23 protein-coding genes and 1 pseudogene are annotated in these 24982 nt (G+C 38.0%); 6 read left to right on the top strand and 18 right to left on the bottom strand.

From position 1 onward, the window contains the following. Nucleotides 1-114: 114 nt before the first annotated feature. The 3 genes from ABC371_RS01930 to ABC371_RS01940 form a co-directional block, all read right to left on the bottom strand. The gene (locus ABC371_RS01930) at nt 115-795 is read right to left on the bottom strand and encodes a Na-translocating system protein MpsC family protein (RefSeq protein ID WP_412895325.1); all 681 of its coding nucleotides are present in this window, start codon (nt 793-795) and stop codon (nt 115-117) included. 142 nt (nt 796-937) lie between these two features. Continuing rightward, nucleotides 938-1627 carry a Na-translocating system protein MpsC family protein gene (locus tag ABC371_RS01935; protein ID WP_412895326.1) on the bottom strand — a complete coding sequence of 230 codons (690 nt, stop codon included), beginning with the start codon at nt 1625-1627 and terminating at the stop codon, nt 938-940. A 227-nt stretch (nt 1628-1854) separates the two neighbouring features. Continuing rightward, the gene (locus ABC371_RS01940) at nt 1855-3183 is read right to left on the bottom strand and encodes a polysaccharide biosynthesis protein (protein WP_412895327.1); all 1329 of its coding nucleotides are present in this window, start codon (nt 3181-3183) and stop codon (nt 1855-1857) included. Nucleotides 3184-3430: 247 nt separating this feature from the next. Between ABC371_RS01940 and ABC371_RS01945 the strand changes: the two genes are divergently transcribed. Beyond that, nucleotides 3431-4987, top strand: coding sequence for an ABC-F family ATP-binding cassette domain-containing protein (locus ABC371_RS01945; protein WP_412895328.1), 1557 nt, complete (start codon nt 3431-3433; stop codon nt 4985-4987). 23 nt (nt 4988-5010) lie between these two features. On the opposite strand, the gene helD is transcribed toward ABC371_RS01945, so the two are convergent. Next, nucleotides 5011-7311, bottom strand: a complete 2301-nt coding sequence (helD, locus tag ABC371_RS01950; RefSeq protein ID WP_412895329.1) for an RNA polymerase recycling motor HelD — start codon at nt 7309-7311, stop codon at nt 5011-5013. A 272-nt stretch (nt 7312-7583) separates the two neighbouring features. Between helD and ABC371_RS01955 the strand changes: the two genes are divergently transcribed. Next, nucleotides 7584-7808: a hypothetical protein gene (locus ABC371_RS01955; RefSeq protein ID WP_412895330.1), complete on the top strand. Its 225-nt coding sequence runs from the start codon at nt 7584-7586 to the stop codon at nt 7806-7808. Between the two features lie 72 nt (nt 7809-7880). On the opposite strand, the gene ABC371_RS01960 is transcribed toward ABC371_RS01955, so the two are convergent. The 9 genes and pseudogenes from ABC371_RS01960 to ABC371_RS02000 form a co-directional block, all read right to left on the bottom strand. Next, complete coding sequence (locus ABC371_RS01960) at nt 7881-9113, bottom strand: ATP-binding protein (RefSeq protein ID WP_412895331.1); 1233 nt, start codon at nt 9111-9113, stop codon at nt 7881-7883. Between the two features lie 36 nt (nt 9114-9149). After that, the gene (locus ABC371_RS01965; protein ID WP_412895332.1) at nt 9150-10352 is read right to left on the bottom strand and encodes a hypothetical protein; all 1203 of its coding nucleotides are present in this window, start codon (nt 10350-10352) and stop codon (nt 9150-9152) included. 179 nt (nt 10353-10531) lie between these two features. Next, nucleotides 10532-11677, bottom strand: a complete 1146-nt coding sequence (locus ABC371_RS01970; protein WP_412895333.1) for an HD-GYP domain-containing protein — start codon at nt 11675-11677, stop codon at nt 10532-10534. A 315-nt stretch (nt 11678-11992) separates the two neighbouring features. Continuing rightward, nucleotides 11993-12625 (bottom strand): response regulator, encoded by a 633-nt coding sequence (locus ABC371_RS01975; RefSeq protein ID WP_412895334.1) that lies wholly within the window; start codon nt 12623-12625, stop codon nt 11993-11995. Continuing rightward, nucleotides 12618-13658, bottom strand: coding sequence for a sensor histidine kinase (locus tag ABC371_RS01980; protein ID WP_412895335.1), 1041 nt, complete (start codon nt 13656-13658; stop codon nt 12618-12620). The genes ABC371_RS01975 and ABC371_RS01980 overlap by 8 nt, the downstream gene beginning before the upstream one ends. Next, a pseudogene (gene liaF / locus ABC371_RS01985) lies at nt 13655-14409 on the bottom strand (cell wall-active antibiotics response protein LiaF). Before liaF ends, ABC371_RS01980 begins: the two are co-directional and overlap by 4 nt. Nucleotides 14410-14487: 78 nt before the next feature. Beyond that, entirely contained in the window at nt 14488-15135 is a 648-nt protein-coding gene (locus tag ABC371_RS01990) for a PspA/IM30 family protein (protein ID WP_412895336.1), read from the bottom strand. A gap of 43 nt (nt 15136-15178) precedes the next feature. Further along, nucleotides 15179-15526: a lmo0954 family membrane protein gene (locus tag ABC371_RS01995; protein WP_412895337.1), complete on the bottom strand. Its 348-nt coding sequence runs from the start codon at nt 15524-15526 to the stop codon at nt 15179-15181. 144 nt (nt 15527-15670) lie between these two features. Beyond that, the gene (locus ABC371_RS02000; RefSeq protein ID WP_412895338.1) at nt 15671-16258 is read right to left on the bottom strand and encodes a DNA-3-methyladenine glycosylase; all 588 of its coding nucleotides are present in this window, start codon (nt 16256-16258) and stop codon (nt 15671-15673) included. A 1156-nt stretch (nt 16259-17414) separates the two neighbouring features. Between ABC371_RS02000 and ABC371_RS02005 the strand changes: the two genes are divergently transcribed. Then, complete coding sequence (locus ABC371_RS02005; protein ID WP_412895339.1) at nt 17415-18461, top strand: ATP synthase beta subunit C-terminal domain-containing protein; 1047 nt, start codon at nt 17415-17417, stop codon at nt 18459-18461. A gap of 20 nt (nt 18462-18481) precedes the next feature. On the opposite strand, the gene ABC371_RS02010 is transcribed toward ABC371_RS02005, so the two are convergent. The 3 genes from ABC371_RS02010 to ABC371_RS02020 all read right to left on the bottom strand — a co-directional run bounded on the left by ABC371_RS02010 (nt 18482) and on the right by ABC371_RS02020 (nt 21166). Further along, nucleotides 18482-19312, bottom strand: coding sequence for a cytochrome c oxidase assembly protein (locus ABC371_RS02010; protein ID WP_412895340.1), 831 nt, complete (start codon nt 19310-19312; stop codon nt 18482-18484). A 190-nt stretch (nt 19313-19502) separates the two neighbouring features. After that, entirely contained in the window at nt 19503-20174 is a 672-nt protein-coding gene (locus ABC371_RS02015; protein WP_412895341.1) for a GNAT family N-acetyltransferase, read from the bottom strand. Between the two features lie 134 nt (nt 20175-20308). Beyond that, nucleotides 20309-21166: a carbon-nitrogen hydrolase family protein gene (locus ABC371_RS02020; RefSeq protein ID WP_412895342.1), complete on the bottom strand. Its 858-nt coding sequence runs from the start codon at nt 21164-21166 to the stop codon at nt 20309-20311. Between the two features lie 258 nt (nt 21167-21424). On the opposite strand from ABC371_RS02020, the gene ABC371_RS02025 reads away from it, so the two are divergent. The 3 genes from ABC371_RS02025 (at nt 21425) to ABC371_RS02035 (ending at nt 23264) form a co-directional block, all read left to right on the top strand. Then, nucleotides 21425-22408: a polysaccharide deacetylase family protein gene (locus ABC371_RS02025; protein ID WP_412895343.1), complete on the top strand. Its 984-nt coding sequence runs from the start codon at nt 21425-21427 to the stop codon at nt 22406-22408. Between the two features lie 168 nt (nt 22409-22576). Continuing rightward, nucleotides 22577-22771 carry a YwbE family protein gene (locus ABC371_RS02030; RefSeq protein WP_136379457.1) on the top strand — a complete coding sequence of 65 codons (195 nt, stop codon included), beginning with the start codon at nt 22577-22579 and terminating at the stop codon, nt 22769-22771. A gap of 16 nt (nt 22772-22787) precedes the next feature. Beyond that, nucleotides 22788-23264: a hypothetical protein gene (locus ABC371_RS02035; RefSeq protein ID WP_412895344.1), complete on the top strand. Its 477-nt coding sequence runs from the start codon at nt 22788-22790 to the stop codon at nt 23262-23264. 71 nt (nt 23265-23335) lie between these two features. Here the strand turns inward: ABC371_RS02035 and ABC371_RS02040 are convergent, their stop codons facing one another. Next, nucleotides 23336-24406, bottom strand: a complete 1071-nt coding sequence (locus tag ABC371_RS02040; RefSeq protein ID WP_412895345.1) for a hypothetical protein — start codon at nt 24404-24406, stop codon at nt 23336-23338. Next, entirely contained in the window at nt 24390-24914 is a 525-nt protein-coding gene (locus ABC371_RS02045; protein WP_412899248.1) for an RNA polymerase sigma factor, read from the bottom strand. The genes ABC371_RS02040 and ABC371_RS02045 overlap by 17 nt, the downstream gene beginning before the upstream one ends. Nucleotides 24915-24982: the final 68 nt, after the last annotated feature.

The following is a 24982-nucleotide window of genomic DNA, read 5'->3' on the forward strand; positions in this document are numbered from 1 at the left end:
TTATTCTCCAACCTTTTTCTTTATTTTTCCTAAAAAAATGAAAAAAGCCTAACTCCAATAGAAGTTAGGCCATGACGAAGGCGTGTCCATAAGACATCCTCACATTTACCATCTTTATTTTAAAACAAAGCAAATTAAGCTGTTATCATTCTTAAAATTCCAATCAATAAATATGTCGGTAACCGGTCGATGAAATAGTTGATCAAATTTTCCATAGCGGTGGAAATAGCTTTTTTCAAGTTCGTCCTTTGTAAAATGGAGCTCATTTTCAAAGCCTGCCTCGATTAGCGCTTTTTCAATCGGAACCAAGATCCCCTCACGCTTCACGATAAATATTTTCGGAGAAATTTGAAAACTAAATATATGATCAGGTGTCTTTTCTACAAGTAGACTAATCCGATCGACTTCAGTTTCAAGAAGTGAAAAATTGACTTCCTTATTCTTTTCCATTGGCAGTAATGAATCAACCAGCTCTGCGATAATGACGCCATTATTATTCGGAAAGTTCCAATCATGAAAAAATCCCTTTACCTCTGTTTCAAGGGTGACCTGGTATACACCCTTTAATTCGTCTAAAATGCTATTGATCACAACGTCCCTTGCATGATCGACCTGAATAATCTGATTTTCCTCTAAAAGAACCTCTTCCATTGGAGAAACAAAACCACGTATATGCAGGACTAAAAAGCGATCTGCAGTTGCTGCAGAACATGACTCAGGTCCCCTACCAAATTTATTTCGGAGGAGCTTGCTTGTGTAACTGCTTATGTATTTCAATTTTTCTTGTAAATTCAAGTGATTCCCACCTTTAAGGAACTCACCACAATAACTAATGACTTCATATTCATCAGCCTTCATTATTGTAGCATTGTTTCCCTTTCAATTCCATGTTTACCACATAGTTTGGGCTATTTGGGTGGGAATTATGAAAACAACCTTACTTACAATAAAAGATTTTATAGTTTTCATCTTTTTCGTAATCCCAAATCATAAAAATATCATGAATTTCATTGTTGATGATTTTATTAAATCGATGTCGATTTGCATCGTATCTTTTTCGGATCGTATTTTCTCTTTCCTTAAGGATGTGCATACCTTTTTCGATAAGGATTCTTTCAATTGGCAGTAAATATCCTGCAGTTCTTATGATATAAATCGTATCACCAATCTTAGTTAAGCTCTGTTCGTTTGGTTGATATTGATAAAATTCACTTTGCTTACTGATTTCTTTTCGAAGCAACATAAATTCAAGTGAATTCTCTACTTCGATCTTCTGTTCTGATTTCACGACGGCAAGCAATACCCCAGAGTTTTTTTGAAAATTCCAGTCTTGGTAAAGTTTTGTGATAGGTTTATCACAAATTTCTCCCAACGTTTCCTGTATTGGGTCCAAAAGTTCCTCCATGATGTGTGTTCGAATCTTACCTGCAGTTGCAAAATCCTCTTTTTTTACAAGTTCATTTTCAATTTTTGTCATAAACTTTTTAATATGAATGACAATATATTGATCCGAAATGGACGTAAAACAAGTTTCTGGTCCTTTTCCAAATTTTGATTTTATTAGTTTACTTACATAGCTGCTAATCTGCGTTAATTCTTCCTGTTTTGTAATGTTTCTCATCGACATGCGAACCCTAATCCTCCTAAAACACAATAAAAAATGGCCTAACTTCTACACAAATAGAAGTTAGGCCATGGTTAGACTTATTCGTATTCTACCATTTACCACTCTTAACGAAATGTATTATTAAATTTTACTAGTTAAATTTATTCATAAAAAACGTGATTAATGACTGCTAGACATTAATCTTGCTCATTATATCACGAAGTTCATTGAATAACAAACAAATTAAATCATGCAGTTGTACTCAAAAACTTTGTTGAAACCACCGAGACACCAATTTTTCGACAAATGGTGACGTAATGCATTAAAGCCAGTAGCACGGCACCCATATTCATTCCGATAATAATCCCTTCCATTTGGAGTGTTTGGAGAGAACCTAGAGCGAACATGATACCAAAGGACACCACGGTTGACCATACATTATGAATGAATGCATCCTTCAATAATCCTAATCCGATTAAGTACGCCTGCATTGGAATTAAGAAGAAATGGAACAAAAAATAGGGCCATAGCATTTGCAGATAGACAGTCGCCGACGATGATTCAAAGAAAATATGGGTGAGCGGCTGCGCGAAATAATAAAAAATGACACAAGCTGGTATGCCGTATAGAATGGTTATTCTCATCACCTGCTGGAGCAAGGATTGTAGCATCGACATATCCCGCTTTGCATATGCTTCTGACACCGTTGGTATTAACACAATAAGCAATGAATGTGCGATGAACGCAGGGAAAAAGCCAATCGTTAAGGCGACCCCCGTCATTAATCCAAAATGCTCGGTAGCCACATCTATAGACATACCTGCTTTTAATAAGGCTGCTTTGATCAGAAATGGCTGAACTGCATGTGAAATCGCATGAAATATTCGCATCCCGGTAGTTGGCAAGGAAACAGCTAGTAAATTTCGCCGTACTACTTTTCCACTTAAAGATGATGTTGGTCCATGACCCAATCTACGGTAGTGAACAATATACTCAAAGCCTAAATATCCAAACACGATTAAATCACTTGCGACAATGGTACATAGAGCGATTAAAATGGAAGTTTGTATTTCAAATTCAAGCAATTGATAAATAAACACTAACAATATTAATTGTACAGCCTTACGCAGGAAGTTTGCGAAGGCAATTTGCCCCATAGATTGAATTCCCATAAAATAACCCCTGGCAATCGATAAAAATGAAACAATCGGGATAAAGATGATGACTAACCACTTCACAAATGGATGGTAATTATCGAACAAAGGTATTACAGGCAAAATCACAAATGCCAAGGACATAATAATTGCTGTAAATACCGTTGTTAATACGGTCGCATGTTTTAACATGCTACGGTGATACCTGTCCTCTTTTTCGGCAATAAATTTTGAAATCGACACAGGCAGCTCAAGACTAGCTAAAATGACCACTAAAAAAATGGATGGCAGGATTGTCATATATAATCCCATTCCATGCCCACCAAGTTCCTTTGCTAGAACGAGATTGATCAAAAATTCCACACACTCTCCAATAAATGCAGCGATAACCAATAACAATGTCCCTTTAAAAAATGTCTTCATCCTGTAGCCCCTTATTTATTTTTTTCCGTACTATATAAATATGAGACAAGTCCGCAGATTATTTGACCAAAAGAAAAATTTTACTTTACTTCTAAATAAAGTACCCTTCCCAATCCCTTCATTTCTCGTTTATAATCGGTATATGAACCATAGGGACGGTTCTATTGGTCCCTATTTATTTAAATTTTTTGAAAACAAGGGACCAGTGGAACCGTCCCCCTGGTCCCTAGAAAAAGGTGTTAAATAGATGAGTATATTGACAGTTTCTAATGTGAGCCATGGTTTTGGTGATCGTGCGATTTTTAATGATGTTTCGTTTCGTCTTTTGAAGGGTGAACATATCGGGTTAATTGGGGCAAATGGTGAAGGTAAATCAACGTTTATGAATATCATCACCGGGAAGCTTGAGCCTGATGCAGGTAAGATTGAATGGTCAAAGAATGTGCGTATTGGGTATCTTGACCAGCATACTGTCCTTCAAAAAGGAATGACGATTCGTAATGTGTTAAACAGTGCTTTCCAGTATTTATTCGATATGGAAGCAGAAATGAATGAGCTTTACGGAAAAATGGGTGACGCCACTCCTGAGGAGCTTGAAAAAATGCTTGAGGATGTTGGAATCATACAAGACACCCTTACAAATAATGATTTTTACGTCATCGATGCAAAGGTCGATGAAATTGCGCGTGGATTGGGTCTTGAGGATATCGGTCTTGAGCGTGATGTTCAGGATTTAAGAAGTGGTCAACGCACAAAGGTCCTACTTGCGAAGCTATTGCTTGAAAAGCCTGACATTCTATTATTGGATGAGCCCACTAACTATTTAGATGAACAGCATATTATCTGGTTAAGACGTTATCTCCAAGAATATGAAAATGCGTTTATCCTGATTTCACATGATATTCCATTTTTAAATAGCGTCATTAATCTGATCTACCACATGGAAAATCAGGAGCTAAATCGCTATGTTGGAGATTATGATAACTTCCAGAAGGTATACGAAGTGAAAAAGCAACAGCTTGAGTCTGCATATAAAAAGCAGCAACAGGAAATTTCTGAACTTAAAGACTTCGTTGCCCGTAACAAGGCACGTGTTTCCACTAGAAACATGGCGATGTCTCGTCAGAAAAAGCTCGATAAAATGGAAGTCATTGAACTGGCAAAAGAAAAACCAAAGCCAGAATTCAATTTTAGAATTGGAAAAACATCAAGCAAACTTATTTTTGAAACGAAGGATCTTGTCATCGGGTATGATGAACCACTTTCAAAGCCGCTTAACCTTCGCATGGAAAGAGGTCAAAAGATTGCATTGGTGGGGGCAAACGGAATCGGGAAAACGACGCTGCTCCGAAGCATTCTTGGCATGAACACACCGCTTTCCGGAACAGTTGAGCTTGGAGAAAATCAAGAAATTGGCTATTTCGAACAAGAGATTAAAGAAGCAAACTATAATACATGTATTGAAGAAATTTGGAGTGAATTCCCTTCCTTCAACCAATATGAAGTTCGTGCTGCACTTGCTAAATGTGGCCTTACGACAAAGCATATTGAAAGCAAGGTTGAAGTGCTAAGTGGTGGCGAAAAGGCGAAGGTACGTCTTTGTAAGCTAATCAATAAAGACACAAATATCCTCCTTCTTGACGAGCCGACAAACCATCTTGATGTCGACGCGAAGGATGAGCTAAAACGAGCTCTAAAAGAATACAAAGGAACCATCCTCCTCATCTGCCATGAGCCAGAATTTTATCAAGATGTCGTCACAGATGTGTGGAATGTTGAATCCTGGACAACAAAAGTATTCTAATTAAAGAAACGCAAAGCACCTAATCAGGTGGTTTGCGTTTTTTCATACAATTCCTCGTCCACGTTATCCAGCAGGAAATCGGCCAGGTCGGTGCCAACAAAATGCAATCGGTGCAATGGTCGAGTCATGGAGACGTATAGAAGTTTAATGTCAATTTCATTGTTGTAAAATTTCTCCTCATTTGAATAGACGATCACCGAGTCAAATTCTAACCCCTTCGACAAATGAGAACTCACGACCACGACTTCTTCCTTTTTAATCTCTTCATTTTCTTTTAAAAGCTGAACTGGAAGGTCACTATACTTTTTAAACGTTTTCGCTAGCTTCTGACACTCCTTATTGGTCTTACCGATGATCGCCACTGTTTTCATATTTTCATCGTAAAGTTTTTTTATAATCTTTGTGAGTGCCTTCACGTTTTCTTTTTCCGCTCCGTTCATTTGATGAAAAGCAGGCTTCTCCCCATGTCGAACAACCGGCTCAACCATTGGTAAGTCCAACTCCAATATCTCTAGTAACTGATTTGCTGTGTTCATAATTTCAATGGTGGTCCGATAGCTTTTTTGCAAGGTTTTATAAGTCGCTCGAGGAAAGATTTCATCAAGGACCGGCTGCCAATTGTTGATCCCCCGATAAGAATGGATTCCTTGGGCTAAATCACCCACTATCGTGAACATATCTGTTTCGAGAGCTGTTTTTAAGGCTGATAACTGAAAATAACTATAATCCTGCGCCTCATCAATGACGACATTACGAGCCTTCAATTCCTTCTTCACACCGTACAATTTCGCCTTCAAATAGAGAAGCCCAGCTAAATCCTCAAGCTCATATTGCTTCGATTTCTGGAGCTGTTTTTGATAATCCATAAAAAATTGAATTTGCTCTTCGGTCAGGAACCCGGAAGCATAAGTAGGAAAAAGTTCCGACACAAATCTTTGAAAATAATAGAAGACATCATGATGTGGTAGCTCTTTTATATAGGCATTCACTGCTGTACGAGATTGCTTCGTGATTTCTTCGATGAGTTCAGCCTTATTATCAAGCGCTTTCGTCACATAACGACGTCGTTTTTCCGAATCAATTTTTGTTTTAAAAAAAACGCTATCCAGCTTATCATCATAAAACTTCGTAACCTTATGAAGCATATTCTTTTTTTGAAGCCGCACCGTATTTTGAAGCACCTTTTTTACCTTATCAATTCGTTTATAATAGGGAAGATAGCGATATTCATAGGTCATCAAATGGTGAATATCCCTCGCTTTGTATAGGCGAAACTTTGAGACAAAGAAATCTTCCTGCGGCAGCAATGAGCTTAAAATATCCTCCACATAATGTTCAAGCATATCTCGGTACTCGAGTGAACCTTTGAATGCCGAAATCCACTTCATCATATCTGGATTTTTAAAGTCTTCATGGATAAATCCAAGCAGTTTGTCATCTGGCTTTGTGAGCTTAATCGGCTTTCCAAGGCACTTTTTCACATAGTCCACATAGGTTGTCTGTTGAATATGATCCACACCGAGCTCTGGCAGAACCTCTGAAATATAATCGATGAAAAGTCGGTTTGGTGCAAGAATCATGAGTTGGTCTGGTGAAAAATATTCAGCGTAAGTGTAAATAAAATACGAGATTCGGTGTAGGGCTATCGTTGTTTTTCCACTTCCTGCTGCTCCCTGAACAATGATCGGCTTGTTCAGATCGGCACGGATGATGTTGTTTTGCTCTTCTTGAATGGTGGACACAATATCGGTTAGACGATTGCTTGCACTTTCAGATAATGACTTTTGAAGGAGTTCATCAGTCGTTGTTAAATCAACATCCCGAATTTCCTCGAGCTCTCCCTCTTCAATGATGAGCTGACGCTTTAAGGACAAATACCCCTTATATTCCTCACCCTCTGCTTCATACGAGACTTCCCCAAGGCGGCCATCATAATAAATATTCGCAACTGGTGAGCGCCAGTCTACAATAATTGGAAGCTGGGTTTCCTTATCAAAAAGAGAAACCTTTCCAAAATAAAGAATCTCCTCATTTCCCGTTTCTTCCCTTTTAAAATTAATTCGGGCAAAATAAGGCTTGTTCCTGTTCCTTTTCAGGTTCCGTACCTCTTCATTGGTCCTTCTTAGCAAGGTTGAATTCGTTAACATGTTTAAATAGCTCAAACTACTATCTTTGAAATCAACACCATCAAGGGCACCCTTCAATTTTTCGCGAAAACTTTCCTCGGTTGACTCTGAAGCCTGAATAACAATATCCATATACTTTTTCGTAAAATCTAAACGCTCTACCTCTACCTCAAAGTCCTGGTGCTTCTCCTCCGTCATCCAACCACCTCCAATTTAGCGTACAAAAAAACCATGAATTAGCTGCTAACCCATAGTGAAAAGAACAAAGTATTCCGAACAAAGACGTAATTTTGATTATAGTATACGCGAAATACGAAGGCAACCTATTTTTTCCCTTTAAAGAATACAATTTTTAGCGCTTTCATCTTACGTATCATACAAAAGTAGTGTATAATTTTAGTAAGTTCACAAATTATCCACAAATCGTGGATACATATAGATTGGAAAAATCAATAAAGGGGGAATAGGACATGATTCGTGCAGGGGTAGCCGCATTCTTAAGCGTTTTTTTGTTGCTCTTTGAAGGCTTTATTGTAATCAAATTAAAAGGATATACTGGCATTTATTTTGGAGATATCCACCTGTTAGTAAGCGTGCTCGCAATGAATTTCTTTTTTGCATTCTCCATTTTAACACATATCAAAATCTGGATTGAAAACAAAGGCATCGAAGAAACAGAGACCGGAATAAAATAAAGCAGAGAGTAAAACAGGACCTGGTGATCCTGTTTTTTGTTTCTAAAAAATAGCCAACTCCTGTGAGCTGGCTTATTGGGTAATTGGCAATATGATTTCTACTGTTGTTCCGTTTCCTTCTATACTCTCGATGTCAATTTTCCCCTGATGTTCATCGATGATTTTTCTAGACACCATTAATCCTAGCCCAGTTCCATAGTCTTTTGTTGTAAAAAATGGTTGAAACAGCTTTTCTAGTATGTCCCTTGGAATTCCACATCCATCATCACAAATCTTAATGGACACTTTATTCTCATCAATTTGACTACCTATAATTGAGAGTTTCCCGCCTTCTGGCATGGACTCAAACCCATTTTTAATGAGATTTAAGAAGACCTGTTTCATTTGTTTCTCATCGCATTCGACGAGCGGAAATGACTCATCCATCTTCAGATCAACCTCAATATTTTTCCCTTGTTCAGATTGCTCAATGATTGAAATGACATATCCAAGATGTTCTTTCAAATTGCAAGGGGCCACATTGATTTGTCGCGGCTTCCCGATCACAAGTAAATCAGTCAAGATGGAATCAATTCGGTCGATTTCTTGCTCCATAATCGAATACTGCAGATCATCCTCTTTATGCTTTTCACGTTGAAGCTGCGTGAACCCTTTTAAAGATGCCAAGGGATTCCGAATCTCATGTCCAATCGTCGTTGCCATCTGCCCTACAAACGCAAGCTTCTCCTTATCTCGAAGTTCCTCGTGTGTTTCTGTTAAGGCCTTAATGTAAGAGTAGAAACGGGTGAGGAGGATGTACGCGATGAGCGCAAACATTAATATTAACACGATTGGAGCCATCACAGTACCATTTCCTAATAATAGACCAATCAAACTATATTTCACTATAATCCCAATCGAAACCGTCAAAAAGAATTTTTTATTGATAAAGATTGGAGAAAATAGTAAAAGCGCGATTTCAGCTGCATTCCCACTCACATAGGTTTCTCCAGCATTTCCAGCAAAGGTAAGCACATCATCAAATGTTGTAATTACATAGTAGGTCATTACATAAATGTATTTTATGGAATAAAGTCTATATATTTTCTTCAAATAATATGAAATAGGAAGTAGACCAATCATAATAATATAAATCCAAAATCCCAGTACAGTAGGTAAACCTTGTTTTCCATTTATTACAATTGGATATAAATAATAATAGATAAAATCATAAATAAACAAAACAATATAGAACAATAGTAAATATAGACGTAAAGCTTTCTTCTCTTCATGTAAAAGAAGAGAGCTATGATTTAGGTAAGACATATTAATCCTCACTTAGTAGATGCATTATATGTTTTATTATATATTATTTTCCTCACCTGAGTATATAGTCCTATATTTTTTCCTATTTCCGTATTTTTTAGATAATGAATAGAAAAGCAATATAAACAAGATTAAAAACTGTACACAAAAAACTGCAGCATCCCAGAATCTAAGAGTTGACACAGGTTCAGTAAACCCTGGTAGTACATTTGACATCATATAAACTAATTGCGGTATATAGTAAAAACCAAACATCGTGAAGGTCAATAATATTCCAATCAAAAAGAAAAAGGAATAAGAAATAATCACTCTATTTTTTTGTTCTATTTGTTTTTTAGCAAAAATACCTTTTATAAATTCAATACCACTTTCCATCAAATTATAATTTCCGGTATTATTTTCAAAAACATAATAAAGGTCTGTTTTCATATAAATACAGCACTGATAAATGATTCGTATAACAACATCAAAGGTAATTAATCCTATAATCCCATTCATCAGTCCAGAGGAAAATGGATGCGTCATCTTTAAGATTAATGTAATAAAAAGAATAACACTATCAAAATAAATCCCCGCTAAAAATAAGAGATTCCGATCCTTCGAAGAAAGACTCCAAGCTTTTGTTAGATTTGTTTCCAACACAACAAAAAATAATCGATTTCCAATTTGCAATTGGGTTGGAAGGTTGAACGAGCGAATCGCCAAAACATGTCCACTTTCGTGTATAAAGATTAATACCATCGAAATTCCCGCATACAAAAGAATATTAAACATCATCGTATCAAAAACAAATAAATCTTGGTATCTTGGAAAAAGATTGGTATGACTAAAAAAAAGCATGATATTTACTAATAAAAGTAATGGATAGAAAAAGCGAGTAAACCGATTAAAGAAAATTTTCCCTATTTTGGGCGAAATCCATGTAAGCCCTAAATCTTCACGAATACGTGCCTTTTCTACACTTACTTTTGTTCCATCTACCATATTGACTAAATCTAAATCTAGCAATTGGTTGCCAAAGTCTAGTAAATCGACTTCTTCAATAGGATATTTTTCTTTGAGTAGGTGTTCGATTTCACCAAGCGACAATCCGTTGTTAATCAACTCAATTGCATCGATACAGACTACTGGCATTTCATAAAACTCGTGAGTTACTAAATCTTCAATAATATAATGTTTCTTATCTTTTCGAATCTCTAACTCATGTAAACTTAGAATAGAATCAGTAGTTAATTGCAATCTTCACACCTACCCTTTTTTATTCATAATAAAAGGATGCTCCCGTTTTGTAAGCATCCTTTCTCATAAATTAACCTCTAGGTCCACCAGGTAAAAATCCACACCACCAACAAGTAGCTTTGATTTTATTTAGCTTTTTGATTTTCATTGTTTTCACCTCCTAATTATAAAGTATTATTCTATGATTCTCGTTGTATATCAATCCATTGCGGGTACACTGTTTTAAATATTGCTACTAGGTTTGGATCAAATTGAGTGCCGGCCCCTTCAAGAATTCGATTATATGCTTCTTCAACAGGTAATGCTCCTCGATATGATCTTGATGAAGTCATTGCATCAAAGGCATCTGCTATAGCTGTTACTCTAGCATTTAACGGAATGTCTATTTCTTTAAGTTGATCTGGATAACCTTTCCCATCCCATCTTTCATGATGTGATCTTATAATACTTAAGCTAGAGCCAAGACCTTCTACACTTTTAACAGCTTCTTCACCAACAACTGGGTGTGTTTTAATAATCTCATATTCTTCATTTGTTAATTTCGAAGGCTTCATTAATATTGAATCTGGTATATTCACCTTTCCAATATCATGTAACAGGCAGGCATAGTTAAATGATTTCAATTCGTCCTGTGAGAAAGCTCCCAGTTCCTTAGCCAATACCATTGCATATTTTGCTACCCGCTCACTATGACCCCTTGTATATGGATCCTTTAGTTCAAGGGCTGCAATGACACCTTTTACAATGCCTTCCATTTGTTGATCATATGCTGTACTTAATGCAGATACATAACTGTTGAACCTATTTAGGAATATATAAGCTATTATAGCAAGTACAACTGTTAACACAATCGGTATTGCAACAGTAGTTGTTCCTAGGAATAAACCTAATAATAAATATTTAATTGTAATCCCCAGAGAAACTACCCAAAAATATCTTTTATTAATAAAAATTGGAGAAAATAGTACCAAAAAAACTTCCACTGCATTGCCACTAGAAAACACTTCTGGTTTATTCCAATAAGTGATTAGTTCATTAAAGAAACTTAATATTGCATAAGTAAAGAAAAAATAGTATTTAGTATAATTCTGCTTATTTTTCTTATTATTAAAAATAAGTAAAGGAATCAGTAACAAAATAAAAAAATACATAACATATACAAAATTATTTGGGAAACCCAAAGATATTACTGAATCATACCTAGGATAAATAAAGTAATAAAAGATATCATAGCCAATTAGTATTATAAAAAATAATGTACTAAACCAGGTTACAGTCCTTTTTTCTTCATATAAAAATACCGATTTTTTATTCATCTTCTGCATCTCTTTTTCTCCATTTTCCCTTATATTTCTATATATATATGCAAAAATCCTTTTTAAATTACAAAAAAGGTACTAAAGTCACAGACGAGATTCGTCAATTATCGACTTTTCAAGTATATACCATCTGACCTACAAACTGAATAGTAGTTTCGGTATAAAAATCTTCCTTTATCGTATAAAATATGGCAAATGAAAAATAGGTCTTTTTGCCTATACAAGGTAAAATGACTTATATCTCTTTTATCTATATTACCAAAAAATAAAAAACACAGGTAGTAATCTGTGCTTTTTTGTCGAAATTTATATAATTTTGTCTTATTTTACAAGGGAATGTTTAAATGCATAAATGACGGCTTGTGTCCGATCTTGAACTTCGAGCTTACTTAAAATGTTGCTTACGTGTACTTTGACGGTTTTTAAGGCGATAAATAGTTCATCCGCGATTTCTTGATTTGTTTTCCCATCAGCAATTAAAAGTAGAATTTCCATTTCACGGTTTGTTAGCTCCTCGTGCGGAAGATGGGTGTCCTTTTGTCTCATCCGGACCATCATTTTTCCCGTAACCTCTGGTTCTAGAACCGATTGGCCATGGTGCGTCTTGCGAACCGCTTCAGCGATTTCACTTGCCTTTGAGGTTTTTAGCATATAGCTTGTTGCGCCGGCTTCGAGTGCTGGATATACTTTTTCATCATCAATAAAACTTGTTACGATGATGATTTTAGCTTCCGGCCAACTTTCAATGATTCTCCTGGTTGCTTCAATACCGTCCATTTCCTTCATCACGAGGTCCATTAAAATAATATCAGGTCGAAGCTCTAATGCGAGTTCAACCGCTATTTTCCCGTCATCTGCTTCTCCAACAACTTCAATATCTGGCTGTGCTGATAAGTAGGATGATACCCCAATCCTTACCATTTCATGATCATCGACAAATAGTACTTTAATCATTATCATCACCCTCTAGCATTGGTACTTTCACTTCTATCCGAGTTCCTTTTTCTTTAAGACTTACAATTCGCATCGTGCCACCAATTTCGACTGCACGTTCATACATATTTTGGAGCCCATAGGAGCCTGTCTTCGCTTGTTCGACATCAAATCCAATTCCGTCATCAACAATCCGTAAAATAACAAAATCATCCCTTTTAATTAACAGGACTTCTAACTGATTTGCTTTCGAATGTCGGAGGGTGTTTGAAACTGATTCTTGTAGAATACGGAATAAGTGGTCCTCGATCCCTTTATCAATTTGGAAATCCTCAATTTTCTTTTCAATGGCGACTGGTACTTTTTGTGCAAGTTCAACTAATAGCTCCCCTATCCCCTCCTGTAGCGTCTTTCCTTTTAATGCAACAGGACGTAAATGGAGTAAAAGCGCCCTCATTTCAAGCTGAGATTGTTGAATCATTTCCTCAACAAGCTTAAACTGTTTGGCCTCACGATCATCCGTGTTTGTCCTTGACTCATTAATTGCCGACATCATCATGGATGCTGCGAAAAGTTGTTGACTCACGGAATCATGGAGTTCACGAGCTAACCGATTACGTTCCTCGGACACAATTTTTTGCATACGCTTTTCTTGGTCCTCCGCTTTTTCATTCGCAAGTTTTTGAGAGAGTTTTGTTTGTTCAGCAATATGGGTTTGAACCTTTTTTATTCGTTCCCAAATCGTAGCAACCTCTACCATTTGGTTTTCGGGAGTATCAGGAAGCGCCCTTCCTTGTTCAATCTGATAGATTGCATCAGATACAGAGAGCAGTTGTTTTCTCCATATCACTCCCGAGATCATACCAAAAACAAGTCCAGCTATTAAGCTAAGGCTTATGGCAAGAATGATATAAGGCAAATCCATCAGTTGTGTTTGCCAAAGTTCAGCCCAATTAGCTAACGGAAATGCCATAAACATGATGACATGTGATACTACAAATAAAAACACCGCGACACAAATACCAACAATCATTTGCCTTTTTACGGTACTCATGCTCGTTTCACCTCAAGGTCCCCGACGCCAACTGAGGTTATTATTTTTAACTTATGTTCGGCATAATCATATTGTTCAGTCTGATAATGTAAGGTTTGGTTCAGCGTTTTTGCGTCATGATTTTCAAAAATTGTGGTTGCACCGTAAAGAACGGAGTGATGGATTTTAACCTCAATCTCATATGGAACAAAGACCTGAACATTTCCAATCACATTTCGAACAAATATGACCGATTCCCCTTTGGAAGTACGGTGTAACTCAAATCAATAATGGTATCGCCAATTCCGGACTGAATGTTCACATCGTTCCATTCATATACATATTCCGGAGTTTTTTGTTGACCAAAGATGTTGTTACAGAACAATGGCTGACGTTTTAAAATCGGTTCCTGTGCGGATGATTTTTGTGATTCTTTTATTTCTGGTTTTATATATTGAGGGTTTTTCTTTGATTGAAAAAATTGAATGAGTAAATAGATCAGAACTGCCAGTATTAAAAATTTGACTGTCATCATACCTAAAATGGTAAGAGCTAAACTAATCCATCCAAACCAAAACAGGATTTTTCCAAAGGTTCGCGGCAATTTTTTACGACCAATATAAATACATCCAAACGATATGATAAAAGAGAAAATGACCCCGCCATTAAAAAATGTAATTTCGATAATTAATAAAATAATTCCAAAGAGAATAAAGGCATTAAGATTGTCTGATTTTATTTTATTTAACAAGGTTCGGAGCCTCCCTTCCATTGAATGCATTGAATTATTCGTAAATTGGGATAAGAAGACGTAGTTTGTCTACGTCTTCTTTAGAATACCATGTTTCCACTAGGAAATAGAATCTGTTTCTTCATTTTTTACTTGTTTTTCGAGCTGAGCGATTCTTGCATCAATTGTGGTGCGATGATAAGAGGAATTTACTTGATTTTCAAGTCGATCAAGATAAGATTCCATCTCTTCAAAAGTCCTTGATGTTTTATTTGTATATGCATTTGTGTCTAGCACTTGATTCATACGATGGTTGGCACGTGCAATGTTCTCGCGTCCCATAAGTTCCATACGCTTAATATGCATATCCTTTAGCTTATGTTTCATTTCCTCATATTTCTTCTCAAGCCCAATGAGCTCTGCTCCTGCATTTTGTAAGGCTTCCTGTAATTTAGCAGCGCGCTCTTCATAGGCAACTTGCTCCTGAACCGCGAATTCATATAATTCTGTTTCGCCTGCTTGCTGAGCCACACCCGCTTGGTATTTACGTTTTTCAGCAAGAGCAGCTGCCTCACGATGTTCTCTCGCAAATTGATCCTTAAGGGAATGCTGACGCTCTACAAGCTTGCGTACCTTTTCAACCTCCGCCTCACATTGACGTAAATATTGATTAAGCAATGCGATCGGATTTTTCTGTTCTTTTTCATCTAAGATGCCATGAAAATCTGCTAAAATTGTGTCCTTAATACGAGTTAATAAATTTGCCATTTGTATCATTCTCCTTTTTTAATGTGGTGGATTGCTTTTAAAATTAATGTTTGTTTAATTCAGCCCATTGTTTTTCAAAGTTTGTGAATGGGTCAGATGATTCAGTAACGACTTGGTGCTTTTCTTTTTTCCATTTTTTAATGACAACATAAAGGATGTATGCAGCCACAAGTCCTAAAATTGCAGGAACATTTGAAGCGGATGCTGTTAGTGCGAGAACTCCGATAATCGCCCAAATCACCTTACCTACTGTTGAGTCAGTTTTCATAAACTTTTTAAATGCAAAATACAGAATCGCTAAGCTGATCGCTAGACCAATCATCGGGCCTACATGTGATAAAAGCACAATCGCTGCGATACCTCCAAGAATAAACAATCCGAACTTTTTCATGTTTACTTCCTCCTTTCATGATTCAATCTTATCCTGATTCTTGTTTTGCTATAATGAGCCACAGTTATATTTTTCACTAGGACCTGAGGCTTAGAGGAAGTAAGCTTTAGATGAAAAAAGGGCCTGCTCACTGTGAGCAAACCCTTATCTTTTGCGGGATACATACGGATTGTCCGTGACCCAAAATCGCCATGGATACTCCTTGGCCTCCCCAGTATTTTCAATGCCTATTCGGGGACCGGTAGAGATGTTTTCCGGCAAATAGCCTTTTTCTATATAGATGGGGGGCTCAAAAAATGGGCGGCCATAATCCTCCATTGTGATCCCTAATGCCTTTGTTAGTTTTCCGGGACCGTTTGTTAGATTTGTGGCTGGCATTTGCCCACGGCGTTCATACATGAGGTCAATTCCTTGAACTGGTTCAACAGCTCTGATTAAAATGGCTTCAGGTTTGTCGATTTCGCTGCAAACAACATTTACGAGACAATGGGTATGCATCTGATAGGTATAGACATATCCAGGCTTTCCAAACATCACCTCTGTCCGCTTTGTCCGCTTGTTTTGGTATGAGTGTGCCGCTCGATCTTCTGGACCTTTATAGGCTTCCGTTTCGACAATGTATCCTGATGTGAAGCCTTGGTCAGTGTGTTTTACAAGCTTGCAGCCAAGCAGAGCTTTGGCAAGTTCTAATGTTGGTTGCTGAAAAAATGATTGTGGTAGGATTTCGGTCATGATAGCTCCTTCTAGTTTCGTTTTTGGTTTAGTATGAGGTTTGGATGGTGGGTGTATTCTTGAGGGCTGTTGGTTTGAAGGGATTGTAGAGATTTTTCTTGGGTTTACACCATTGGGATGGATAGTTTTGTTCGGTTCGGGTACGGCTATATGCTTGTGAACCCAAACTGAACCTGCTTTTTGAGGGCGATTGCACGAGTTATGGTTACTTCTTTTTCGTACCATCAATGAGTTCACTCTTCGAAAGTGAGGGTACGACTACTCCTTTTTCTTACCATCAATGAGTTCGCTTTTCGAAAGTGAGGGTATGATTACTCCTCTTTCGTACCGTCACTGTGTTCTCTTTTCGAGTGTGAGTGTACGATTACGCCCTTATCATACCATCACTGGGGTCACTATTCGAGTGTCAGGGTATGATTACTCCTCTTTCATACCATCACTCGGTTCACTTTTCGCATGTGAGGGTACGATTAAGCCTTTTTCTTACCATCACTGAGTCCACTTTTCGAAAGTGATGGTACGATTACTACTTTTTCTTACCATCACTCGATTCACTTTTCGAAAGTGATGGTATGATTACTCCTCTTTCGTACCGTCACTGCGTTCACTCTTCGAAAGTGATGGTATGATTACACCTCTTTCGTACCGTCACTGCGTTCTCTTTTCGAGAGTGAGGGTACGATTACACCTCTTTCGTACCGTCACTGCGTTCTCTTTTCGAGAGTGAGGGTACGATTAAGCCTTTTTCTTACCATCACTGAGTTCGCTTTTCGAGAGTGAGGGTATGATTAAGCCTTTTTCTTACCAACACTGAGTCCACTTTTCGAAAGTGATGGTACGATTAAGCCTTTTTCTTACCATCACTCGGTTCACTTTTCGCTTGTGAGGGTATGGTTACTCCTTTTTCGTTCTATCGCTGGGGTCACTTTTAATTTTAATGGACAATCATCGAAGATTTCTTGGCGTTATTTTTGTTCTATCGGCGAAAAATTTGATTCTATCGGCGTTATTTTCATTCTATCGACGATAATTCGTTTCTATCGGCGTTAGCAACCGCTCAACAAGGAAGAGTAAAAAAAATTACTCTATAGCGAAATAATCTATTGCATTCAAACGAAATTTAGTTTACTCTAAAAAGTAACAGGAGGTGTAAAATTTGGAAGATATTCGACTTAATGTATCATTGCTTCGCAGAAGAGTACCCAATTTAACAACTGCAGCACGCTCTGTAGGATTACGTCCGGCCACTGTTTCAAATCTGTGTACTGGAAAGATTCCCGTTGGTCGTGCAGAAGTGCGCACATTAGTGGCACTTGCTGATTTAGCTGAATGTAGTTTGGATGAATTATTAATTCGAGGGGAGAAAATTGAAATGATTGAAACTGGGATTAAAACGCTTGATGTCTTTGCACCATTAGCAAAAGGTGGTACGGTCGGTCTTGTTGCTCGTCCTGGAATGGGGCAGCTAGTAGTACTTGCAGAATTATTTCATCGTTTACGTAATAATGATTTTGCAACCGTTTTGCTTTTACCGGAAGGAGATCATCCAGAAGTAAACGATATTCTAGATGAAGTTCAAATCCAGGTTAGAACAATTAAAGAAGCGTACGAAGAAATCGCAAAGCTAGGAAAGACAAAAGAAGTCGCCTTTGCAGCAGATCGCTCTCATGTCATCACTGGAGAAATTCAAACCCTACAAGAAAAATTGCATTCAATCGGTGTAGATTCTGTCACAACCATCCTTGTTGATTTAAAAGGTGATGTTGTTGACGAGGATGTACCTTTTGGACCGCTTGAAACATTATGGCAATTTGACGCTGACCTCACTGCTAGACATCAATTTCCTGCCGTTAACCCAGTATACTCTACCTCTTCCGTTCTTGAAGGGGCGCACCTAGACCAAACACATTTTACAATCCAACAGCGTGCCAAAAAACTACTTCGTAGATACCGAGAACTACGCTCACTTGTGACTGTGCACGGGCTTGAGAAGCTTCCGGAAACAGAGGTTCAAACTTACAAGCGCGGTGAACGCCTTGAGGCCTATTTGACCCAGCCCTTTTATGTAGCCGAAGCTTTTACCGGTAAAAAAGGGGAAACAATAAGTTTGCTGGATGCCCTCCAGGATATTCGAAAAATCCTTGATGGCTCCACCGACTCAAACGAAGTTTCAGACTTAACCTATATCGGAAAACTACACTAAAAATAGCTAAAGGCAGGAATTTACTTCCTGCCTTTTTTCATATACAACCATAGCGTGCTTAAGCCAAAAATCAAAGCTTGTGAGATAAATAGAATAATTGCTCCGTTCTTTTGTTCACTTATAGGTGGATATGGGAGCAATGTTTCCAATAAATCTGGTGGAATCTCCTCACCGAAAGGCATACATAAAGCTAACGCTGCAAGCATTTGACTGGTGTCACTGTATACGGAGTATAGCTCGGTATTTGATAGCCATAAAAAGAGGGTCACTGGCACAAATAGCACTATAATGACCACTATATAGATGAGCTTTTGTTTAAAGGTCATTTTATCTTCTTCTTTAATTGGTCCGATGATTGGCCACCATAAGAGCGCAGCCGCTAAAATTAACCCAACCAAAAAGAAATAGTTTGTAAAATATCCTGTTCGTATCCAGTCAAACACTACTGGAACATGGTATCCAATAAACAAACCATGAAATAAAATAATCGCGAACACTGGATGAGTGAGAAAGCGATATACTTTTTTCACACCATTGTTTTTTAACATTTTTTTTAACAAGTTTGTCTTTATTCCAATCACAAGTAACGGTGCTGCAATAAGAAGGACGACGACAATCTGGATGATGTGGGCGCGAAACAGCATGCGTCCCAATAGATTCAACGGACTACCGACAGCAAAAAGAATTAATAACATACTTCCTGCAAACGCAATCAATTTATTTTTTGGGTGTTCCTTTGGAGTTGGTAATAGAAACATATATAAGACAATTAAAATCAAGGTAAAAAAGATGACTCCCCCGTTCCATTGGGAGTGAAAACTAAAACCATCTAAAATTTGACTAATCACCATATCACCAGCTTTTTGGATATTGGTTTGTTCAGAAAGTCACAATCCCTCTCCAAACATACTCTTCTATGTTCATTGTAAATCCCCGCGCGCCCCATAGAATATGATTTATATCACATGTTGGTTTTCAGACAAATTTCCGACAAAAAAAGTCCATATTTAAACCGTGGAAGATTTAAATATGGACCTCTTTTTATAACGGAAATAGTTCTACTGTTTCTTTTTCCTTTAATCCGTTTACCATTTCAAGCCATTCGGATGGTTTGTTTGGAAGAACGGTATAATACGTTGTTAAGAAATCAACAACTAACTGGCTTGGAAGTTCATTGACGTTTTCATCGCTTGGCATGAAGCACAAATCAAGCCCCTTTACTGCCTCGCCATCATTGTTCCAAGACGGGTGAACATAATCAAGATCTATCCGTTTATACCCAAGGTGGGAAAGAACCTCACGACGAACGAATGGGTCCATCGGCTTCACAGTTCCAAACTCATAATGAGCTACTTTATATGGATCATAGATTTCAGCAAACATACCGAAAAGTTCTTTACCATTTGCCTTAGCAAGCTCTTGTAAATCCTTGCTGCGATTTTGCGCTAAGAAGCGACCGATGCTTAAACCAGGTTGGCCAATGATTGTAAAATCAGTCATTGCAATATTCCAATCAGGGTAATAACGGTATTCAGTTGCTCCAACAACCTCATTCTCATGCACCGCAACAAAGACTCGAATACTTGGGTCTTCGAGTGGCTCCTTCCAAAGCTCGAAATCTAGAACTTCTTCTTTCGGAAACACATTCTTCATTAATTCATGCATTTTAAAAAATAACGGGTCATTGATGCTTGTTATTCGTTTATAATCCATCTCAATCACTCTCCTTCTTAATCAAATGCGCCTTGGCGTATTTGCGCCCGATTTTTTTCGACCCCTGTCGAAAAATTTCCTTTGAAAAATCGTGGCATCCGCCGGAGGCATTAACTTTATTCAGTTGAATAAAGTTAATGCCAATCCGTGTAAAGGTCTGTTCTACGGTCGCGCCATGTTGTAACAGAGCCTCGTTCACGCACTTCATATAGAAGGTCTAAATCCAGGTCTGCAGTCACGATCATGTCGTTATTCACTTCACCCTCAACTAAAATCCCTTTAGGTGGGAACGGGATATCATTTGGTGTGATTACCACTGCTTGACCAAAGTTGGCACGCATAAAGTCAACAGTTGGCAGAGAGCCGACCGTACCTGTCCCCACAACATATACTTGGTTTTCCACTGCTCTAGCGTGACTTGTATAACGTACACGATGGAAGCCGTGACGGTCATCCGTACAAGACGGACAAAAGATCACATCAGCACCCTTTGCCTTTGCCATTCGAACAATTTCAGGAAACTCAATATCGTAGCAAGTCAGCATCGCAATGCGTCCTTTCTCCGTATCAAACACTTGAAAGTCCTCACCTGGTGACATATTCCACTCATGTACTTCTGTCGGTGTAATATGCAGCTTCGCCTGCTCCGCAACCCTGCCATCTGGATAAAATAAATGAGCCACATTATTGAGGTGGTCACCTTTGCGGATAACATGTGTTCCGCCAATGATGTGCACATTATATTGTTTGGCAAGCTTTGTAAAAAGCGCTCGGTACTGACCTGTAAAGTTTGGGAGGTCGTCAATTGTTAGGCTTGTGCCATCCTCCCTACCAATGGATAAAAGCTGTGTTGTAAAAAATTCAGGAAATAAAATAAATTCCGCGTCAAACTCCATTGCTGTTTTTATATAATGCTCACATTGAGCTGCAAATTCATCAAAGGTACGAATGGTGTGAAGATGATATTGCACCGCTGAAACTCTGATTTTCAAATTGAGAATCCCCCTTCATCTAAAAATGCTTATAAGTGGATTATTAACTATTTTTTTGCTCAGAACAAGTTTTATATTAGCCTACGAGCTTTCATTTCTCAAAAACCTTTTTTTACCAGACTTTCTTCTTCCCCACACCCATTCCTTATGGTAAGATAATCCTTGTTATTGTAAAAATGTTGTAATAATATTGAAACCTTTCTGCAATACAAGACGTCATATATAGTGAAGAATATCACAGCAAAGAAGGTATGCTTAATGGCGAGCACAAAGAAGACGGGGAAGGGCAGCATTGTTAAAATTATTGCATTGTTTGGCTTGATTGTGTTGTTACTCTTTTATTCTTTTTTTCTACTAAAATCAAAGTTTTTGCTGGAAGCAGATGCATCTGAACCGGCTATTGAGGCAAAAGTACCTGTCGAAGCTCCAGAAAAAATTGAACCAATAGATGATGATCTAAAAGTAGATGACAAACCCAAAAGCAATGGTGATGAAGAAAAGTCCACTGAGGAAGAACCTGCACCTACAACAGAACCTACAGTCGAACCAGCTCCAGTTACCGTGAATCCAACAACTCCCGAAGTAGTTGATGAACAGGAAGTCGAAGAAGAACAGGAAGCACCAAAGGAAACACCAGCCCCACCATCCAGGGCGGTATATCTTACATTTGACGATGGTCCTCATAAGGTTTCAAAGGATATCCTTGCTTTACTTGATCAATATGATGCGAAGGCAACTTTTTTTATGCTAGACAACAATATTAAACATTATCCGGATGCTGTCATAGAAATGGTTAATAAGGGGCACAGTGTTGGCCTCCATGGCGTAACCCATGATAAAAATAAATTCTATGAATCATCTAAATCTGTTGTGGGAGAAATGGACCAAACACAACAGACAATTTTAGAACTCACTGGTATTGAAACAGATCTCATTCGGACGCCGTTTGGAAGTTCACCCTACATGACAGACGACTATAAAGCTGCTGTTGAGACGGCAGGTTATAAGATGTGGGATTGGAATATTGATAGCCGTGATTGGCAATTTCGAGATAGCCGATATGTGGATAGCGTGATTGATCAGCTAAATAAACTGAATCGTGCAAATCAGCCAATCGTGATTTTACTTCACGAACGCCCTGAAACACTTGCGCATTTACCAAAACTACTAGACTATTTAAAAGAACAAGGCTATGAGTTTAAAGCACTTGACTCCTCCATGCACCCAATCCAATTGTTTTGATTGGGCCAGAGGGACAGGTACACTGTCCCAGGAAAAATATGGTGGGACGATGAACCTGTCCCCTTGTCCCAAAAGATGACTCTTGAGGTCATCTCTTTTTTTTTGAAGATAAATTCTGAAATATAAGGTAAACTAAATGAACAAATAATGAATGGAAGGATTTTTGGAATGAATGGGCAAAATCGTGCAGATATAACACCAGGAACTCAGGTGCAAATTGTGTTAAAAAAAGACCAACGAACAGGTATACTGACAAAAGGTACTGTCAAAGATATTTTAACAAAGTCTAGCTTTCATCCTCATGGGATCAAAGTCCGACTCGAAGATGGTCAGGTTGGGCGCGTAAAAGAAATATTACAATAGAAATGAGGACATACATATGTTATCGTTCGAGGAAAAACTTAAAATCGTTGAATCATTCCCTGAGTTGGAGCGCAAAAATGTATCATTAGGAAGAGTAAATTTTCATTATAATGACAGTATCTTTGAGAAGAAGATTGTCGTTCAGCATCTTCATCCAAATGGCAATGGGTTCGTATATGTCGGAAACCTTCAAAACTATGATGTAGATGAAAAGGGATTTATTAATATCCGTGATTTCTCTGAAGCTGAGTTACGAAAAATTGTGAAGGAATCCATTCAATCCCTCTCAGCTAATTCCCCTCTAGCTAGGGAAAATGCCATCATAGGCGAAGGGCAAGAGGAACGCTGGGTGAATGATGAGGGACAAACCCTGTTGCTCGTACTCGAAGATGAATGGTGGAATGTATATTCCGGCTTAAACTTAGAAGAAGCATTCGGTTCCTATGATGAAGCCGAAGATTATCTATTTGATGAAGGATTCAGACTAATATAAATTTGGGACACAGGGACAGGTTCAGTGTACCTGAAAAAATATGGGGGAACGCTGAACCAGTCCCCTTGTCCCTACTGGATCGGCATAAAAGAAACCTTCCAAACGCCGTTTTCGTCTTTTACCATTTGGAAGCCCATGTCTCCATTTTTAGTACGGAATGAAATGTAGCCTTCTATTTCATTTTTTTGTTGAAAGGTTCCTGACCCTAATCCGTAATATGATTTCTTGACATTTTCAGGGTCTATTGTTTCTCGATTTTCTTGTTCCCAGTACTTCTTATCCTCTTCCTTTGACCACATGACTCGGTCCTCTCTTGTTGTATATAATGCATAAGATGTTTCTTGGTCACCATCTGCATTAGCTTGGATATAGATTTTCGCCACACTAATCGGTCCGAGACTTTTTAGTGCCTCAGGATTATGGTCAACTTTGAATGCTTCGTATGCGGTCCTCTCCTGCTCATTAAGTTCAAGATCATTTTCAGTTTCTGGTACATAGTCATCAAGGGGAGCATAAATTTCTGCATTACCTTCTTCCAAGTAGTTGACTAGAATGTGATGAAGTTTTTCCTCATCATTTTGTTTATAGGAAAAGACTATTTCCACACTAGGTTCAGCCTGACTTTCCTTAAACGAGTTAACAGCTAAAGAGCTCACATCCATTCCCTTGTAAAAATCGAGTAAAGCCTCCACTTCTTTTTCGGGATTCGCCACAAAAAACACATTTCCCTTAAGGAATTCCTTATCTTCCACATGCAATGCTTCGAAAAAATTGATAACTAGTTTACCTGTTTCTTCGATTCCGGTTGCCTTAAGCACGGAGTTATAAAATGGTTGATACGCAGGATTGTCAGTAAGCAATGCATCAAAATCCTGATTAACTACATTGGTTGGCTCTTCGGTTTCGACTGGCCGCTGACCTTGGTCAGGATTACTCTTCACATATGACACCGTTATGATGGAGAACAACATGACGGCCATTGTAAGTGGAAGCCACATTTTTACCCCTGAAAAGTTTCTTCTTTTTATGGTTTGGTTTTCTTTCAGGGTTTCTTTCAGTTTCTTCGCAAAAATTGGATTCGGTTCGAGGTCAGGACGATTTTTTAACGGTTGTAACCATTTTTCATCATTTCGATTGTTCATTCAGTCCCCACCCTTCCTCATGTACTTGAACATGCTTTTTCATTTGTTGAATCGCCCTGTGATAGTCGACACGTACCTTTCTTTCACTGCATCCCATGATTTCGGCCGTTTCTTTGATAGACAATTCCTTTAATCCACGTAAAATAATCATAGACCGATAGGTAGGCTTTAATTTTATGAGTGCTTCTTGCAGCTCTTCCCAATCATTTTTTTGTATGGCTTTCTTTTCAGGTGTTGCTTCCCCGGATTCCTTTTCATAAATCCAGTCCGGTAAGAATTGAATGAATTTTTGTTTTCGCTTTAGGTCAATTGCCGTGTGCTTTGCTATCGAAAAAATCCATGTCTTCATTCGTTCTGGATTTTGTAGGCTACCAATGTTTTTCATGACCTTAATAAAGGTTTCCTGTGTAATATCTTCCGCTTCCTGACGGTTGTTTGTATAAAACAACGCAAAATGATAAACATCCCGGTAATACATGTCGTAGATTTTTTCTATATCAAATGACATATTCTCCAATGCCTCGCCCCCAATCAAGAATAAGTCGTATCAATGACTATTTTGTTTCAACCTTTTTT

Origin of the sequence: Bacillus jepli (genome assembly GCF_047238305.1) — a bacterium.
Lineage (GTDB): Bacteria > Bacillota > Bacilli > Bacillales > Bacillaceae_L > Ferdinandcohnia.

Bases quoted from the DNA above. Each gene is read 5' to 3' on its own strand.
- ABC371_RS01935 (WP_412895326.1), bottom strand. From the start codon at position 1,627: ATGTCGATGAGAAACATTACAAAACAGGAAGAATTAACGCAGATTAGC.
- ABC371_RS01940 (WP_412895327.1), bottom strand. From the start codon at position 3,183: ATGAAGACATTTTTTAAAGGGACATTGTTATTGGTTATCGCTGCATTT.
- ABC371_RS01945 (WP_412895328.1), top strand. From the start codon at position 3,431: ATGAGTATATTGACAGTTTCTAATGTGAGCCATGGTTTTGGTGATCGT.
- helD (WP_412895329.1), bottom strand. From the start codon at position 7,311: ATGACGGAGGAGAAGCACCAGGACTTTGAGGTAGAGGTAGAGCGTTTA.
- ABC371_RS01955 (WP_412895330.1), top strand. From the start codon at position 7,584: ATGATTCGTGCAGGGGTAGCCGCATTCTTAAGCGTTTTTTTGTTGCTC.
- ABC371_RS01960 (WP_412895331.1), bottom strand. From the start codon at position 9,113: ATGTCTTACCTAAATCATAGCTCTCTTCTTTTACATGAAGAGAAGAAA.
- ABC371_RS01970 (WP_412895333.1), bottom strand. From the start codon at position 11,677: ATGCAGAAGATGAATAAAAAATCGGTATTTTTATATGAAGAAAAAAGG.
- ABC371_RS01975 (WP_412895334.1), bottom strand. From the start codon at position 12,625: ATGATTAAAGTACTATTTGTCGATGATCATGAAATGGTAAGGATTGGG.
- ABC371_RS01980 (WP_412895335.1), bottom strand. From the start codon at position 13,658: ATGAGTACCGTAAAAAGGCAAATGATTGTTGGTATTTGTGTCGCGGTG.
- ABC371_RS01990 (WP_412895336.1), bottom strand. From the start codon at position 15,135: ATGGCAAATTTATTAACTCGTATTAAGGACACAATTTTAGCAGATTTT.
- ABC371_RS01995 (WP_412895337.1), bottom strand. From the start codon at position 15,526: ATGAAAAAGTTCGGATTGTTTATTCTTGGAGGTATCGCAGCGATTGTG.
- ABC371_RS02000 (WP_412895338.1), bottom strand. From the start codon at position 16,258: ATGACCGAAATCCTACCACAATCATTTTTTCAGCAACCAACATTAGAA.
- ABC371_RS02010 (WP_412895340.1), bottom strand. From the start codon at position 19,312: ATGGTGATTAGTCAAATTTTAGATGGTTTTAGTTTTCACTCCCAATGG.
- ABC371_RS02015 (WP_412895341.1), bottom strand. From the start codon at position 20,174: ATGGATTATAAACGAATAACAAGCATCAATGACCCGTTATTTTTTAAA.
- ABC371_RS02025 (WP_412895343.1), top strand. From the start codon at position 21,425: ATGGCGAGCACAAAGAAGACGGGGAAGGGCAGCATTGTTAAAATTATT.
- ABC371_RS02030 (WP_136379457.1), top strand. From the start codon at position 22,577: ATGAATGGGCAAAATCGTGCAGATATAACACCAGGAACTCAGGTGCAA.
- ABC371_RS02035 (WP_412895344.1), top strand. From the start codon at position 22,788: ATGTTATCGTTCGAGGAAAAACTTAAAATCGTTGAATCATTCCCTGAG.
- ABC371_RS02040 (WP_412895345.1), bottom strand. From the start codon at position 24,406: ATGAACAATCGAAATGATGAAAAATGGTTACAACCGTTAAAAAATCGT.
- ABC371_RS02045 (WP_412899248.1), bottom strand. From the start codon at position 24,914: ATGTCATTTGATATAGAAAAAATCTACGACATGTATTACCGGGATGTT.